We start from the raw sequence: 14,440 nt of genomic DNA, 5'->3' as shown, positions 1-14,440 counted from the left end.
CGGGGGCCGGGCCGGTAGGCCGGTCGCGGGGCGTGCCGCCGGGGGCGGGGACGCGGCCCGCGCGTGTCGCGTCCGCGTCGCATGTCGGCCGCGTCGTGCGCCGTGCGTCACCGGGAGCGGTGAACAGGACGGCCCGCAGCCATTACGATCGCGCGTCATGAGCACTTCTGACCAGGAGCGGGCCGTGGACGCCCCGATACCCGACACCAAGGACGGATCCGGGGACGGATCGGGGGCCGCCACGGAGCCGGCCGACGGGGCGACTCCCGCGAAGACCGACGGGGCGCCTTCCGCACCGGCCCCCCGGGCGGCCGGCGAAGCGGCTCCCGCCGAGGACCCCGGGACGGCCACCGCGGAGAAGACCACCGGAAAGGCCGCTGGAAAGACTGCCGGGGAGGCCGGGGAGGAGACCGGGGACGAGGGCCCCGGGACGGTCGGCGGACCGGCTCCCGCGGCGGCCCCGGACGAGGACGCCGACGACGAGGACGCCGTCGGCGGGGACAGCGACGACGGGGACGACGACGGCCGGAGGCTGACTCCGCGCCAGGCGCGGCGGCTGCGGATGGTGCTGTCGGCGGTGGGCATGGCCGCGATGGCGGTGGTCCTCGTGCTGCGGATCGCCAGCCGGTCGTCCGTGCTGGTGGTGGGGGTGTACGGGCTCGCGCTGATCCTGTGCGGGATCGTGATAGAGCTCAGCAGGAACGGCCGTACCCGGCTCGGCAGTTGGCTGCTGTCCGTCGGCCTGGTAGCGGCGATCGGTTCGGACTGGCTGCTGATTCCCTGACTCCCCGGTCTCCCGGCCATCCGGCGTCCCGAAATTCCCGACTCCCCGTCAGTTCGCTTCGATCCGTACGGTTCCGCCGTCCGGATCGACCCGGTCGAGCCAGTCGGCGCGCAGGTGGAACGGGAGACCCGGTACGGCCGGCCGCAGCAGTCGCTGCCGGTGGAGCACCCGGCCGTCCTGCCGGACGACGAGCAGTGGCGAGAACAGCCGCCAGGTGGTGCGCAGGCTGAAGCGGTTGTGCGGCGGGACGTCGCCGTCGGGGCCGACGAGGTTCGGCGCGACCCAGTGCAGCGGGGCCGCGACCGTGACGGGCGGGCGCCCCTCGGGCCACACGCCCGTGGCCAGGTGGTGCAGCAGGGGCGCGGCGACGGCCCGGCCCTCGGCCGCGGCGAAGGCGGCGCTCTCCACGCCGTGCAGCAGGTTGCCGACGGCGAAGACCCCGTCCCTCGTCGTGCGGTGGGCGGCGTCGTACGCCGGGCCGCGGGTGCCGGGGTCCAGGGTGATCGCGCCGCGGCGGGCCAGTTCGTGGTCGGGGATCCAGTCGCCGGTGAAGACCACGGTGTCGCAGCGCAGGGTGGTGGTCCGGCCGTCGCGGTGGCGCACCGCCACTCCGGTGAGGCGTTCCCGGCCGGTCAGCGCGGTGACGGTGGTGTCGTCGAGGACCGGCGGGTGGTCCCCGCTCCGGGTCAGGGCGGCGAGCCGGGAGTGCGGCCGGTCGGTGACCACGGCGACGACGTCCGCACCGGCGACGCGCAGGGTGTCGACCGCGGCGCGGCCGACGGGCTCGTCGCCGATGACGACCGCCCGGGTCCCGATCCGCTGCCGGTACAGGTGGACGGCCTGCTGGAGTTCGCCGGTGGTGTAGACGCCGGGCGGGCGGCTGCCGGGGACGAGGCGGGCGCTGCGGGGGCGTTCGCGGGCGCCGGTGGCGAGGACGACGGCGCGGGCTGTGATCCGTTCGAGGCCGGTGGGGGCGGTGGTGTCGACGGTCAGCGGTCCGGCCCAGCCGGTGACGGTGACCCCGGTGCGCAGGACGGCCCCGGACCGCACGGCGGCGGCCACACAGCTCCGGGCGTACGCGGGTCCGGTCGTTCCCCCGCCGAGGAGGGGGGTCCGGTCGCCGAATCCGCCGTGGGCGCAGTGGCGGGGGACGCCGCCCGCGGTCTGTTCGCGTTCCAGGATCTCGACCCGGCCGGCGCCGGACGCGGCGAGTTCGGCCCCGGCGCCGAGGCCGGCCGGGCCGCCGCCGACGACCAGTACGTCGACGGTCCGTTCGCGCCGGGTCATGACCGTTCCTCCTCGAACAGTGCGCGGACCGCGGCCCCGCAGTGGAAGCCTTGGCAGCGCCCGTTGCCCGCCCTGGTCCTGCGGCGCAGGCCGTCCGGGGAGCGGGGCGGCACCGGACTGGCGAGGGCGTCCCTGATCTCGCCCGCGGAGACCCGTTCGCAGTGGCAGACGAGTGTGCCGTAGGCCGGGTCCGAGGCGATCAGTCCGGCGTCCTGGTAGGGGCGCGGGAACGCCTCGCCGAGGTTGGGCATGGTGACGGGCGGCAGTTCGGCGGGGGCGGAGAGGTCGAGTCCCGAGTCGCCGAGCAGTCCGGTGACGTACCCGGCGATGGCCAGGGAGGCGGTGAGTCCGGTGGAGCGGATGCCGCCGACGACGATGTACCGCTGTTCCGGGTGGGACCGGATGCGGTAGTCCTCCTGGCCGGTGGCGGCCCGCAGTCCGGCGTAGACGGCGGTGACCTCCTCGTCGAGCAGCTCGGGCAGGATGCGGTGGCCCTTCTCCCGCAGCAGGGCGATCCCGTCGGCGGTCGATCCGGTGGCGGTCTTGTCGTCGAGCTCCTCGGCGGTGGGGCCGAGCAGGACGTTGCCGAAGACGGTGGGTGCGACCAGGACGCCCTTGCCCGCGGCGGTGGGCACGGGCAGCAGGATGTGGTCGACGAGGTCCCGGGCGAGCTTGTCGAAGACGATGAGCTGGCCGCGGCGCGGGGTGACGGTGAAGACGTCGTGGCCCAGTTCCCGGTCGATCTCGTCGGCGTGCAGCCCGGCGGCGTTGATCAGGTGGCGGGTGCGCAGCGGGCCCCGGTCGGTGGTGAGGGTGTGCAGGTCGTCGTCGCTGTCGATGTGCCGCACCCGGCAGCCGAGGTGCAGGTGGACTCCGGCGCGCACGGCCTGGGTGGCGTAGGCGAGCGGGGTCGTCCAGGGGCAGATGATGCTCTCGTCGGGCACTTCGAGCGCGCCGAGGGCGCCGGGCCCCAGGTGGGGTTCGCGGGCGTACAGTTCCGCCGCGTCCAGGAGGCGGGCCGCGTGGTAGTCGTTGCGCACGGCCTTGGCCAACAGGGCGGGGAGCGCGGCGAGTTGTTCCTCGTCCCAGGCGACGAGGAGGGCTCCGACGCGTTCGACGGGAATGCCCGCGCCGGCCGCGTACGCGCGCAGCAGGTGCGCTCCCTCGCGTACGAGCCGGGCCTCCAGCGATCCGGGGACGGCGTCGAAGCCGGTGTGCAGGATGGCGGTGTTGGCCTTGGACGTGGCGTTGCCGATGTCGTCCGAGGCGTCGAGGAGTGCGATGCGCAGGCGGTGGCGGGCGAGTTCGCGGGCGATGGCGGTGCCGACGACGCCCGCGCCGACGACGGTCACGTCGTAGGGCGGGCCGTCGGTCGGCAGGGGGCCGGTCGTCGTGGTCGTGTGGGGCATCGCGTGGTTCCCGTACGTGTCAGGCATGGTCCAGGAGGGTCTGTACGGCCGCCCGGAACCGGCCGAGCCGTTCGGCCGCCTCGTCGGCGCCGATCCGGGGTTCGTACACGGCGGCGGGCTTCCATTCGGGCACGGCCCGCCGGAGCGGGAGTCGCGGGTCGAGGCCGAGCCGGGCGACGGCCCCGACGCCGAGTGCGGTGGCGTCGGGCAGCGCGGACACCTCGACGGGGCGTTGCAGCAGATCGGCCTGGGTCTGCATGAGCAGCGTGGAGCGGGTCAGGCCGCCGTCGACGCGGAGCGAGGTCAGCGGGGAGCCGAGGTCGGTCGCGACCGCCTCGGCGAGTTCGACCACCTGTGCCGCGATGCCCTCGCACAGGGCGCGGGCCAGGTGTCCGGCGGTGGTGTCGAGGCCGAGGCCGGTCACCGATCCGCGCAGGTCGCCGCGCCACCAGGGGGCGGCGAGGCCGGCCAGTGTCGGTACGAAGGTGACGCCGCCGGAGTCGGGGACCCCGGTGCCGACCGGGTCGAGGTCGGCCGCGCCGGAGATCACCCCGAGGCCGGTGAGCCAGTCGACGGCGGAGGCGGCGGTGTAGACCTGCCCGTCGAGGCAGTAGTTGGTGGTGCCGCCGAGCCGCCAGGCGACGCAACTGACCAGTCCGGTGGAGCCGCGGCGCGGGGCGGTTCCGGTCTGGGCGAGGAGGAACGCGCCCGTTCCGTAGGTGCACTTGGCGTTGCCCGGGTCCAACGCGTTCTGGGCGAGGAGGGCGGCCTGCTGGTCGACGATGAGGCCGGTCAGCGGGAGTTCGGCGCCGAAGGCGGTCGTCGTGCCGACCGTGCCGTCGCAGTCGACGACGGCGGGGAGGCGTTCGTCGGCCAGGCCGAAGGCGTCCAGGGCCTCGGGCGACCAGGCGGCCCGGTCCAGGTCGAGCAGCTGGGTGCGGCCCGCGGTCGCCGCGTCCGTCACGAACGCTCCGGTCAGCTGGTGGACCAGCCAGGAGTCGCTGGTGGTGACGACGCCCTCGCGGGTCAGTTCCCGGCGGATCCAGGCCATCTTGGGGGCGGCGAAGTACGGGTCGAGGGGCAGTCCGGTGAGTTGGGTCAATTCCTCGTCGCGGGAGGAGAGCTCGGCGCAGATCGGGGCGGACCTCCGGTCCTGCCAGACGATCGCGCCGGTGAGCGGGCGCCCGGTGTCCGGGTCCCAGGCGAGCACCGTCTCGCCCTGGTTGGCGAGGCCGACGGCGACCACCGGTTCGGCAGCTTCCTGCAGGGCCCGGCGTCCCGCCTCGACGACCGAGCCGAGGAGTTCGCCGGGATCCGCCTCCACCGCTCCCCCACCGCTGTGACGGGTCGTCACCGGCACCGAAGCGGAACCGATCACGCCGCGCTCGGGGCAGATCACCAGCGCCTTCGTCCCCGATGTCCCCTGGTCCACAGCGAGTACCGGGCCTGTCATCGACACTCCAGCTGTGCGGAAGCTCTGCGGCTTGAACGGAATCGTGATCTTTGAACTGCGCCGCCCAGAGTGGTGCAGACCACCGCGTACGTCAAGGGCCGAACGGCCCCCTGTCCGGAACATTCGGGGTGCCGGTCAACGTCCTTGGGATTCGGACCACTTGAGTAAGATCCGCGAATCGGTCCGAAGAACGGAGCAACTGCCTCTACACTCACCGCCGAGCAACAACCGGACGCTTTCGAGCAGTTCGTTTTTCAACAGCTGCTTCACCCCCCACGTCCTTGAGGATTGATGAGACCGACACCTTTCGCCGAGAACCGGGGCGCCGACTCCCGGTTCTCCCGCTTCCGCACAAGTGCCATGCCACCGGGTTGCGTGACGTGCTGAGAAGAACTTCCATCCGTCACATGCCGTCCCGTCGCACGGGGACAGGGCGAGTCCATGGCCAACAGTGATTTCCGGCCGGTTTATCATCCGGCAGGCCACGACAACGATTTACGTGTCGCCTTACAGGATTTGCGCACCGGGCGCTGGATGTCCATGCGGAGTCTGCTGGAAAGCACTCCGGACTGGACCCTGTGGACCCAGCGCACCCAGGTGCTCGGCGCGGTTGCCGCCGGTTCGGACGCGGTGCAGGCCTGGCTGGCCGAGGAGCCCCGGAGCATCGCCGCCGCGGTGATGCACGCCCGCGTCGTCGTCGAGCGGGCCGTACGGGCCCACCGCGAGGGCCACCACCGTGCCCGGGAACTGTGGCAGGACGCCTGGTCGGCCTGCCGGTCGGCCGCGAACGCCTCCCCCACCGACCCGGTGCCGTGGGTGTGCCTGCTTGCCCTGTCCCAGCTCGACGAGCGGCAGCAGCTGGAGGAACACCGGCTGCACCCACCGGGACCGATGCTGTTCCCCGGTCCGTGGGGGTTGCTGGCGGAGGCCGACAAGCGCGACCCGTACAACCGCGAGGCCTACCACCGGATGCTCCAGTTCGTGTACGCGCGAAAGGCCGGCGGGAGTCTCTCCGAGGCGGTCAACTTCGTCCAGTGGGCGGCCTCCTCGGCCCCCGAGGGTTCCGCGCTGCACGTGCTTCCCCTGTACGTGCGGGTCGAGCGCTACCGTCGCGAGCAGGGCCACGAGAAGGCGCTCGACCTGCACTGGGTCACCGAGGACGCAGAGCGGGACGCCGTCCGCGCGCTGGAGCTCTGGTTCCGGCGCACGGCTCCGATCTCCCACTCCCTGCTCGACCTCAACCACCTGGCCCACGCACTGTGGGGCGCCCTCCAGTTCGCCGACGCCGCCGCGGTGTTCGAGGAGCTCGGCCCCTACTTCACCTCGGTTCCCTGGGCGTACCGCACCCGTGGCGGCAAGTCACCGGGAGACGCGGAGGACGTCTTCCTGCGCGCCCGCAGCCGCTGCCTCGCCGCTTCCCGCACCCCGGGCCGGAGGTCGCGCGGCTGATCCGTCGCGCCGCGACGCCGCCCCTGCCGGAACCATCCCCCTTTCCGTCCCTTTCCGCCCCTGATCCATCCCGCTCATGGAGGTTTTCCCGATGTCCATACCCACCCCGGCCAAGCCGGGTGCGGAGCTTTCCCATCCGGTGGACGAGGAGGAACGGCTGCGCGAACTCGGCTACCAGCCGGTGCTCGCCCGTCGCATGGGGGGCTTCGGCAACTTCGCCATCAGCTTCTCCGTCATCTCGATCCTGTCCGGCTGCATGACCCTGTACGGCTTCGGCATGTCCACGGGTGGCCCGGCGGTGATGCTCTGGGGCTGGGCCGGTGTCGGTCTCTTCGTCCTCTGCGTCGGCATGGCGCTCGCCGAGGTCACCAGCGCCTACCCGACCTCGGGGGCGCTGTACTACATGGCCGACCGGCTCGGCGGCCGCAAGTGGGGCTGGTACACCGGCTGGCTGAATCTGCTGGGTCTGCTGGGCGCGATCGCGGGCATCGACTACGGTGCCGCCCTGTTCACCGGCGCGCTGATGAACCTGCAGTGGGGATTCACCCCCACCCCGGGCAAGACGATGATCATCTTCGTCTGCATCCTGCTGCTGCACGCGGTGCTGAACCTCTTCGGCGTCCGCCTCGTCAGCGTGCTCAACTCCATCAGCGTGTGGTGGCACCTCATCGGTGTCGGTGTGATCGTCGCCGTGCTCGCGATCGTGCCCTCGAACCACCAGTCGCCGTCGTTCGTCTTCACCGAGTTCGTCAACGACACGGGCTGGGAGAACCCGTTGTACGTCGCGGCGATCGGGTTGTTGCTCGCGCAATACACCTTCTGCGGCTACGACGCCTCGGCCCACCTGTCGGAGGAGACCTCGAACGCCTCGGTGACGGCCGCCAAGGGCATCGTCCGGGCGATCTGGGTCTCCTGGATCGCCGGTTTCGTCCTGCTCGCCGGTCTGACCTTCGCGATCCAGGACTACGTCGGCACCCAGGAGAGCGCCACCGGCGTCCCGCCCGCCCAGATCATGATCGACGCGCTGGGCACCTCCGGGGCCACCGCCCTGCTCCTGATCGTGATCGCGGCGCAGCTGTTCTGCGGCAACGCCGAGGTCGCCGCCGCCAGCCGGATGGTGTTCGCGTTCAGCCGTGACAACGCCCTGCCGGGCTCGGCGCTGTGGCACAAGGTGAGCGCGCGCACCCAGACCCCCGTAAACGCGGTGTGGCTGTCGGTCGTCGTCGCCGGTGTGCTCGCGCTGCCGTCGCTGTACTCCGCCACCGCGTACGGCGCGGTGACCGCGATCAACGTCATCGGCATCACGCCCGCATACGCGATCCCGATCTTCCTGAAGCTGCGCTCCGGCAACCGCTTCGAGCGCGGCCCCTGGCACCTGGGCCGGTGGAGCAAGCCGATCGGCTGGATCGCCGTCGTGTGGGTGGCGATCGTGACCGTGCTGTTCCTGCTGCCGCAGTCGTCCCCGGTGACGGTCGACTCGATGAACTACGCGTCGATCGCGCTGATCGCGGTGCTGGTCCTGGCCACCGTGTGGTGGTTCGTCGCCCGCCGTTCGTACAGCACGCCGTCCGCGTACGGCAACGCCCGCGAGCAGGCGGAGATCGAGGAAGGCATCGTCTGACCTTCCCCTCTTCTCCGGCCCTCCCGGGTCACGGCACGCGGCGGACGACAGGCCGCGGTCGGCGACCGGGGAGGGCCGAGGCGTGTGCGGGGCCGGTCGCCGGTGCTCCGGTTCCGGGGAACGGTCCGCGCCGGTGCGTCCCTCATCGCGCCCAGAGGCGGGCGGCGGCCAGCAGCGCCACCGTCGCCCCGCCCGTGAGCACCGGTACGTTGCCCAGCCAGGCGGCCAGCGCCCCGCCGCCGAGCGCGCCGACCGGCACCGTGGCGGTGAGGGCGGCCTGGACGACCCCGGCGACCCTGCCCTGGAGTTCGGGCGGTGTGATCAGCTGCTGGGTGGTGGTCATGGAGATGGCCCAGACCGTGGCCGCGAGGCCGAAGACGAACTGGTACCCGAGCAGCGCCGGGAAGGCCGGCAGCAGCGAGGCGGCCGGGATCAGGAAGATCGCGAGGGCGGCGACCACCGCACAGACCCGGGTCGCCGCGGCCAGTCCCGCCGTGGTGGCGAACCGCCGCGCCAGCAGCACCCCGAGGACGGTGGCGACGCTGAACGCGGCGTAGACCGTGCCCAACTGCCAGGGTGGCAGCCCCAGATCGCGGGTGGCGTACAGCACGAAGAGCGCGTCGGCCGCCCCGCTGCCGAGGTTGAACCCGGCCCCGGCGAGCACCTGCCGGCGCAGCAGCCGTTCGCCGCGCACCACCGCCAGTCCGCCGCGCAGCGCGGCCGTCCGGGAGCCCGGTCGCGGGTGGCGGCGTTCGGCGGGGGTGTCGAGCGCGGCGGGGAGCGCGAGGAGCAGCAGTGCCTCGACGCCGTACGCCGCGCACGCGGCCAGCAGCGCCGTCGACGCGCCGGTCAGGCCCACCAGCACTCCGCCCAGGGCGGGGCCGCCGATCTGTCCGGTGGTACGGGCGCCGGTCAGCGCGGAGTTGGCGGACAGCAGTTGTCCGGGGTGCACGACCCGGGGCAGGGCCGCCTGGAGGGACACGGCGAGCATGGAGGTCAGCGCGCCGGACACGGTGGCCACGACGTACAGCTGGGGCAGGCCGAGCCGGTCCAGGGCGGCCGCCAGGGGCACCGAGCCGACCACGAGCGTCTGGAGGACCGTGAGCAGGACCGTCAGGGCACGCAGCCGGGCCCGGTCGGCGAGCAGACCGGCGAACGGGCTGAGGAGCGCTCCGGGGAGATAGCTCAGCGCCATCAGCGCGGAGGCGCCGAACGGTCCCGCGTCCAGCCGGGTCACGGCGATCAGCGCGAGCGCCAGGGTGGTGACCTGGCGTCCCACGGAGCTGGCGATCTGTTCCCCGCACAGCAGCAGGAAGGGGCGGTGGCGCGGCAGCGGGCGCGGCGGTCCCCCGACACGGGCGGGGGAAGGGGGGCTGGGCGGCTGCTCCATCCGTTCAGATGTCGGAGCAGGGGACGGGCCACCGCCGGATGCGCGGCGGCAGCGCCACCACCCAGCCGTCGGTCACCCGTGCGAGGCGTTCCCCCGCCAGCAGGTCCACCGCCTCGCGGCCGGTCGCGTCCAGACCGGCCACCGCGGTGGCGTCCTGGAGGGTGCGGAACGCGGCCAGCAGGTCGGGGTCGTCGATCGTGAAGCGGGCCGCGGCCGAGGGGTCCCTGCGATCCATGACGGTCACGAAGTCCGGTCCGTTCCGGTGGTAGAGCTGTCCGTAGGCGTGGCGTTCCCGCCATTCGGCGAGGGCCGGCGGCTCTCCGGGCAGCGGGGCGGGGGCGGGCAGGTGGCGCAGCAGGCCGGCCGTCGCGGAGACCTCCCGCGCGGGCCCGGTGAACAGGGGGTCGTCGGTGGCCGGGAACCATCGCACGACGAGGTCGTGGCTCTGGCACTCGCGCAGGAACCGGACCTGTGCCGCGGCGCGTCGGCCGCCCGAGCCCAGTCGGAGGGGTTCGTCCACCGTCACCAGCCGTCCCCGGATGCGGTGCGGCACCTGTCCGGTGGGCAGGGCGGGGGCGGGTCGGGCCGGGGGTGCGGGCAGGGGGCTCATCGGGTGGCGCTCCCTTCCTGGAGCGGGGTGTCGTCCGGGCCGGGGGCGCGGTCGACGGAGCGGACCGGGACGTGCCAGGTGGGCAGCGCCACATGGGTCCGCCCGTCGTCGAAGAGGAGTCCCAGGGCGACCGCTTCGCCGAGCCACGCGTCGAGCGCCCCGGCGGACGGCGGGTTCCCGTCGGTGGTGAGCAGCCGGTGCAGGGCGGCCGGGGTGCGGCCCGCCTCCAGGTGACGGAGGGCGGCGGCCCGCCAGCCGGTCAGCCGGTGCGTGCGCTCCGGCCAGCCGTGCCGTCGGTCGTGGACGAGGAGCGCCTCCTCGCCGTCCGCCGCCTCCGGCTGTTCCATGACCAGGGTGGAGGTGGGGTGACCGGTGTACCAGTCGCGCGCCGCGGCCCTGAGCCGGGCCTCGGTCCCGCCGCCGATGCCGGCGGGCGGGGTGTCGAAGAGGTAGACCAGGTCGGCCAGTTCGCTCTCGGGCAGGTCGTAGACGTGGTGGTACATCTCGGCGGGCGTCCGCCGGTGGAAGCCCAGCGCGGGGTCGGCGAAGTTGGGGCTGAACCGCTCCAGCTGGATGCGGTGGGCGCCGCCGGGCGGCTGGAGGTGGACGAGGGCCGGCATCTGGGCGATGACGGAGGCGTAGTCCTCGGCGGTCTCGCCGGGGAAGCCGTACAGGTAGTTCCAGGAGCAGGTGAGCGAGTGGTTCTCGCACTCGCGGAGGGTGCGGACGTTGCGGGCGCCGCTGACTCCCTTGTCCATGAGGTCCAGGGCCTTGTTGTTGAGGCTCTCGATGCCGGGCTGGATGTGGACCGAGCCCGCCCGGGCGAGCAGTTCCAGCTGCTCGGCGGTGAGGTTGGACTTGACCTCGTAGTGCATGCGCAGGTCCCAGCCGCTGTCGGCGGCGAGCGGGAGGAAGTCCTTGAAGTACGCCATGTCGATGATGTTGTCGACGGTGACGACGTCCAGGATGCGGTGCCGCCGGACCAGGTGGTCGACCTCGGCCCAGAGGCGGTCCCCGGTCTTGGCGCGGAAGGTCATGGCCGATCCGTTGAGGCCGCAGAAGGTGCAGTGGTGCTTCTCGCCCCACCAGCAGCCGCGGGCCCCCTCCACGACCAGTTTCGGGTGTACGTACTCCGCGAGCGGGGAGGTGTCGACGGCCTCCTGCCACAGGTCGTAGTCGGGCGAGGGGATGTCGCCGGGTGCGACGGTGCGCCGGGACTCCTCGTTGGCCCGGGACTCCTCGCCGTCCCACCAGCACAGCCCGGGTACGTCAAAGGGTGCGGTGCCCGCGTCGAGGTGGGCGAGCAGGGCGGGCAGGGCGTACTCCCCCTCGCCGCGCACCACGTGGTCGACGAAGCGGTGGTTGCGGTGCAGGGCGTGCCCCATCGGGCCCTCGCAGTTGCTGCCGCCGAACACGACGGTCAGCGAGGGGCGGCGGCGTTTGAGTTCCGCGGCGAGCGCCAGCGAGGAGACGTTCTGCATGAACGTGGAGGTGAACCCCACGACGTCGGGGGCGTCGCCGAGGATCGCGCTCGCGCTCGCGTCGACGAAGTCCGCGGCGTGCACCCGCATCGCGGTCGCCGTGCCGATGTCGGTGCCGCGCCGCGCGGCGTACTCCTTCAGCCGCGCCACGCCCCATTCGGGATCGCCGTACAGGACGCCGGAGAACACCCAGTCCCCCAGCCCGTCGAAGATCGATTCGCTTCCCACCGCGATGTGGTCGCCGGGGCGCAGCTCCCCCCGTGAGCGTTCGAGCAGGAACTCCGCCCAGCGCAGGGAGCCGTGGAACTCGCGCACCTCGTCGTCCGGCCGGACGCGGTTCAGCAACGCGTGCAGCAATCCCACCTGGAGCGAGGGAAGTTCCAGCGGCTGCCACGGCATCGTCACGAGATGTATTCGCACATGCGCCTCCCACGGCACGGGGGCGGACGCCGGGACGTGCCCCGCGTCCGCCCTTGTCGTCACTGTCCGGCCCGGCGGCGCCGGCCCCGTGTGCCGGTCACGTCAGGTGCCGGCTTCGCCGGAACGCGCCGGCTCAGCGCGTCGGGCGCTTCTCGATCGTCTGCCGTTCGCGGTTCTTCGCCTCTTCCTCGCGGACCACGACCTTCTTGATCTCCATGTGCCCCTCCCTTCCGCGTTCGCTCTCAAGTCCGTTGACGTTAGGGACCGTTGCGTGGGACCGCAAGAGTGCCTCCCGGGGACGGCGGTACGCACGGGACGCCTGGTGAACACGGACGCGGGCGGTCCGGTTCGCCGGAGCCGCCGCCCGCGCACGGCAGGCGCGGCTCGATATCCATCGAATGATCGTTTGACCGTTTTGATTCAAAATTGATCAATCTCTTGACCCTTATCGATCAGTCGATCAGGATTCCCAGTGATCCGATTCAGGACAGGAGTCGGGACGGCGCGCACCCGTCCGCGGGGCGACGGGCCACGACGACCGGTACGGCCGGTCACCGGGCCGCGGGCGACGGCCCGCCCGTCCCGTACGACGCGAAAGGCTGGCATCTCCCGCATGACCGCTCCCCACCCGGGCTCCCCGCTCGGACTCCCCGCCGACGACCGGGCCGCCAGCCCGTACACCGGTTACACCCGCGCGCACTGGGAGGCCGCGGCGGACGGGCTGCTCCGGGCCGCCTGGCGGTGGGCCACCCCGGGCGGCGCGCTGCTGGACCTGCCGGGCCGGCCGTCCGTGTCCGGGGTGCGCTCCGACGGCCTGGAGGGCTACGCCCGCACGTTCCTCGCCGCCGCCTTCCGGGTGGCGGGCGCGAACGGCGCGGACCCGCACGGCTGGCTCGACCGGTACGCCGACGGGCTCGCGGCCGGCACCCGTGCCCCCGGCCGGGACGACGCCGAGTCCTGGCCGCTGATCCGCGACCACGCCGTCTTCGGCCAGCCGATGGTCGAGTCCGCCTCGGTCGCCATCGGGCTGCGGCTGACCCGGCCGTGGCTGTGGGACCGGCTGGACCCCGGGGTGCAGGACCGGGCCGCGCGGTGGCTGCGCGACGCGCTGCTCCACACCCCCGCCCCCAACAACTGGTACCTGTTCCCCTACTCCGTGGCCGGATTCCTGGAGTCCGTGGGCCGGGGCGACGCGGTGACGGCGCGGGCGAGGCAGCGCGCCCTGGACCTGCTGGAGGGCTGGTACCGGGGGGACGGCTGGTACTCGGACGGCGACGGGCGCGCCTTCGACCACTACAACGGCTGGGCGCTGCACCTCTACCCCGTGCTGGACGCGCACCTGTCGGGCGACGCCGAACTGTCCGCGCACTACGGGGCCCGGCTGCGCGAACACCTGGAGGGCTTCTCGCTGCTGTTCGGCGGCGACGGCGCGCCGATCCACTTCGGCCGCTCGCTGCCGTACCGCTTCGCCGCCGCCTCGTCGGTCGCGCTCGGCGCCGTCACCGGGCACACGCCGCTGGCGCCGGGCGCCTCGCGGCGGGTGGTCAACGGGGCGCTGCGCTACTTCCTGGACCGGGGCGCGGCCGGTGCGGACGGGTTGCTGAGCCTGGGCTGGCACGGTCCGCACGAGGCGTCGTTGCAGAACTACTCGGGCCCCGCCTCGCCGTACTGGGCGTCCAAGGCGTTCGTCGCGCTGCTGGCCCCCGGGGACCATCCGCTGTGGACCGCGACCGAGGAGCCCGCGCCGAGCGAGGGCCCCGACCGGGTGCTCGCCCTGCCCGCCCCCGGACTGCTCGTCCAGTCCACCCGCGCGGACGGGATCGTGCGGCTGCACAACCACGGCAGCGACCACGTGCGCCCGCACGAGGGCGAGGCGCAGGTCCAGGACGACCCGCTGTACAGCCGGCAGTCGTACTCCACGGTGACCGGTCCCACGGCGCGGGGGAACGTCGCGGACAACCATCTGGCCGTGGTCGTCGCCGGGGTGCGCAGCGGCCGCCGGGTCGTCCGCGCGCTGGGCGCCGGTGCGGGCGACGGCTGGGGGTGGGCCGCCTCCTGGCACCGCCCGGTGTTCACGTCCGGCCCGGCGATGGTGCCGGGGCTGCGCGTGGAGAGCGTCACCGTGGCCCGCGGCCGGTACGAACTGCGGGTGCACCGGGTGCTCGGCGCCCCGCCCGGGGCCCGGGTGGAGCAGACCGGCTGGGCGACCGGCCGCGACGACACGGTGGTCTCCGCGCTGCACGGCCTGTACGGCTGGGAGGACCGGGACGAGGTGCGGGCGCCGCAGGGCACCGCGTACACCCCCTGGGCGGTGGTGCCCCGGCTGTCCGCGGCGGCGGAGGGCACGGTGCTGCTGGTGGCGCTCGGCTCGCTGACCGCGGAGCCTGGTGCGACGCCGCTGGACGCGGTGGTGAGCGGGGTGGACGTGGACGGGGACACGGTGGAGGTCCGCTGGGCCGAGGACGCGGCGACGACCCGTGTCGTCCTCGGTCCGCCGTCGGTCACGCACGGCTGAGCTCCGGGGCGCGCGGTCCGG

11 protein-coding genes are annotated in these 14,440 nt (G+C 73.4%); 4 read left to right on the top strand and 7 right to left on the bottom strand.

The window, feature by feature from the left end:
* Positions 1-157: 157 nt before the first annotated feature.
* On the top strand, positions 158-784 hold the full coding sequence (locus tag ABZZ04_RS14675) for a hypothetical protein (RefSeq protein ID WP_356932554.1): 627 nt from the start codon (positions 158-160) through the stop codon (positions 782-784).
* 48 nt (positions 785-832) lie between these two features.
* Here ABZZ04_RS14675 and ABZZ04_RS14670 read toward each other — a convergent pair whose 3' ends face one another.
* Genes ABZZ04_RS14670 through ABZZ04_RS14660 form a run of 3 tightly spaced genes read right to left on the bottom strand, consistent with a single transcriptional unit; the run spans position 833 to position 4,933 of the window.
* Positions 833-2,071, bottom strand: coding sequence for an FAD-dependent oxidoreductase (locus ABZZ04_RS14670; RefSeq protein ID WP_356932553.1), 1,239 nt, complete (start codon positions 2,069-2,071; stop codon positions 833-835).
* Entirely contained in the window at positions 2,068-3,480 is a 1,413-nt protein-coding gene (locus ABZZ04_RS14665; RefSeq protein ID WP_356932562.1) for an NAD(P)/FAD-dependent oxidoreductase, read from the bottom strand. The genes ABZZ04_RS14670 and ABZZ04_RS14665 overlap by 4 nt, the downstream gene beginning before the upstream one ends.
* Before the next feature lie 19 nt (positions 3,481-3,499).
* Positions 3,500-4,933 (bottom strand): FGGY family carbohydrate kinase, encoded by a 1,434-nt coding sequence (locus ABZZ04_RS14660; protein ID WP_356932552.1) that lies wholly within the window; start codon positions 4,931-4,933, stop codon positions 3,500-3,502.
* A 441-nt stretch (positions 4,934-5,374) separates the two neighbouring features.
* Here ABZZ04_RS14660 and ABZZ04_RS14655 point away from each other — a divergent pair, with 441 nt between their 5' ends.
* Both ABZZ04_RS14655 and ABZZ04_RS14650 read left to right on the top strand, forming a co-directional pair.
* On the top strand, positions 5,375-6,382 hold the full coding sequence (locus tag ABZZ04_RS14655) for a hypothetical protein (RefSeq protein ID WP_356932551.1): 1,008 nt from the start codon (positions 5,375-5,377) through the stop codon (positions 6,380-6,382).
* A gap of 91 nt (positions 6,383-6,473) precedes the next feature.
* Positions 6,474-8,003, top strand: a complete 1,530-nt coding sequence (locus tag ABZZ04_RS14650) for an amino acid permease (protein ID WP_356932550.1) — start codon at positions 6,474-6,476, stop codon at positions 8,001-8,003.
* A gap of 142 nt (positions 8,004-8,145) precedes the next feature.
* Here the strand turns inward: ABZZ04_RS14650 and ABZZ04_RS14645 are convergent, their stop codons facing one another.
* The 4 genes from ABZZ04_RS14645 to ABZZ04_RS14630 all read right to left on the bottom strand — a co-directional run bounded on the left by ABZZ04_RS14645 (position 8,146) and on the right by ABZZ04_RS14630 (position 12,187).
* The gene (locus tag ABZZ04_RS14645; protein WP_356932549.1) at positions 8,146-9,393 is read right to left on the bottom strand and encodes an MFS transporter; all 1,248 of its coding nucleotides are present in this window, start codon (positions 9,391-9,393) and stop codon (positions 8,146-8,148) included.
* Between the two features lie 4 nt (positions 9,394-9,397).
* Positions 9,398-10,003 carry a DUF5825 family protein gene (locus ABZZ04_RS14640; protein ID WP_356932548.1) on the bottom strand — a complete coding sequence of 202 codons (606 nt, stop codon included), beginning with the start codon at positions 10,001-10,003 and terminating at the stop codon, positions 9,398-9,400.
* Entirely contained in the window at positions 10,000-11,904 is a 1,905-nt protein-coding gene (locus ABZZ04_RS14635) for a RiPP maturation radical SAM C-methyltransferase (protein WP_356932547.1), read from the bottom strand. The genes ABZZ04_RS14640 and ABZZ04_RS14635 overlap by 4 nt, the downstream gene beginning before the upstream one ends.
* A gap of 133 nt (positions 11,905-12,037) precedes the next feature.
* Entirely contained in the window at positions 12,038-12,187 is a 150-nt protein-coding gene (locus ABZZ04_RS14630; RefSeq protein ID WP_356932546.1) for a hypothetical protein, read from the bottom strand.
* 330 nt (positions 12,188-12,517) lie between these two features.
* On the opposite strand from ABZZ04_RS14630, the gene ABZZ04_RS14625 reads away from it, so the two are divergent.
* Positions 12,518-14,419 (top strand): DUF2264 domain-containing protein, encoded by a 1,902-nt coding sequence (locus ABZZ04_RS14625; RefSeq protein WP_356932545.1) that lies wholly within the window; start codon positions 12,518-12,520, stop codon positions 14,417-14,419.
* The last annotated feature ends 21 nt before the right edge of the window (positions 14,420-14,440 follow it).

The organism is Streptomyces sp. NPDC006435 (assembly GCF_040612315.1).
Lineage (GTDB): Bacteria > Actinomycetota > Actinomycetes > Streptomycetales > Streptomycetaceae > Streptomyces.
Note: the sequence above shows the minus strand (reverse complement) of the source record. Positions and strands in the feature narration are given on the sequence as shown.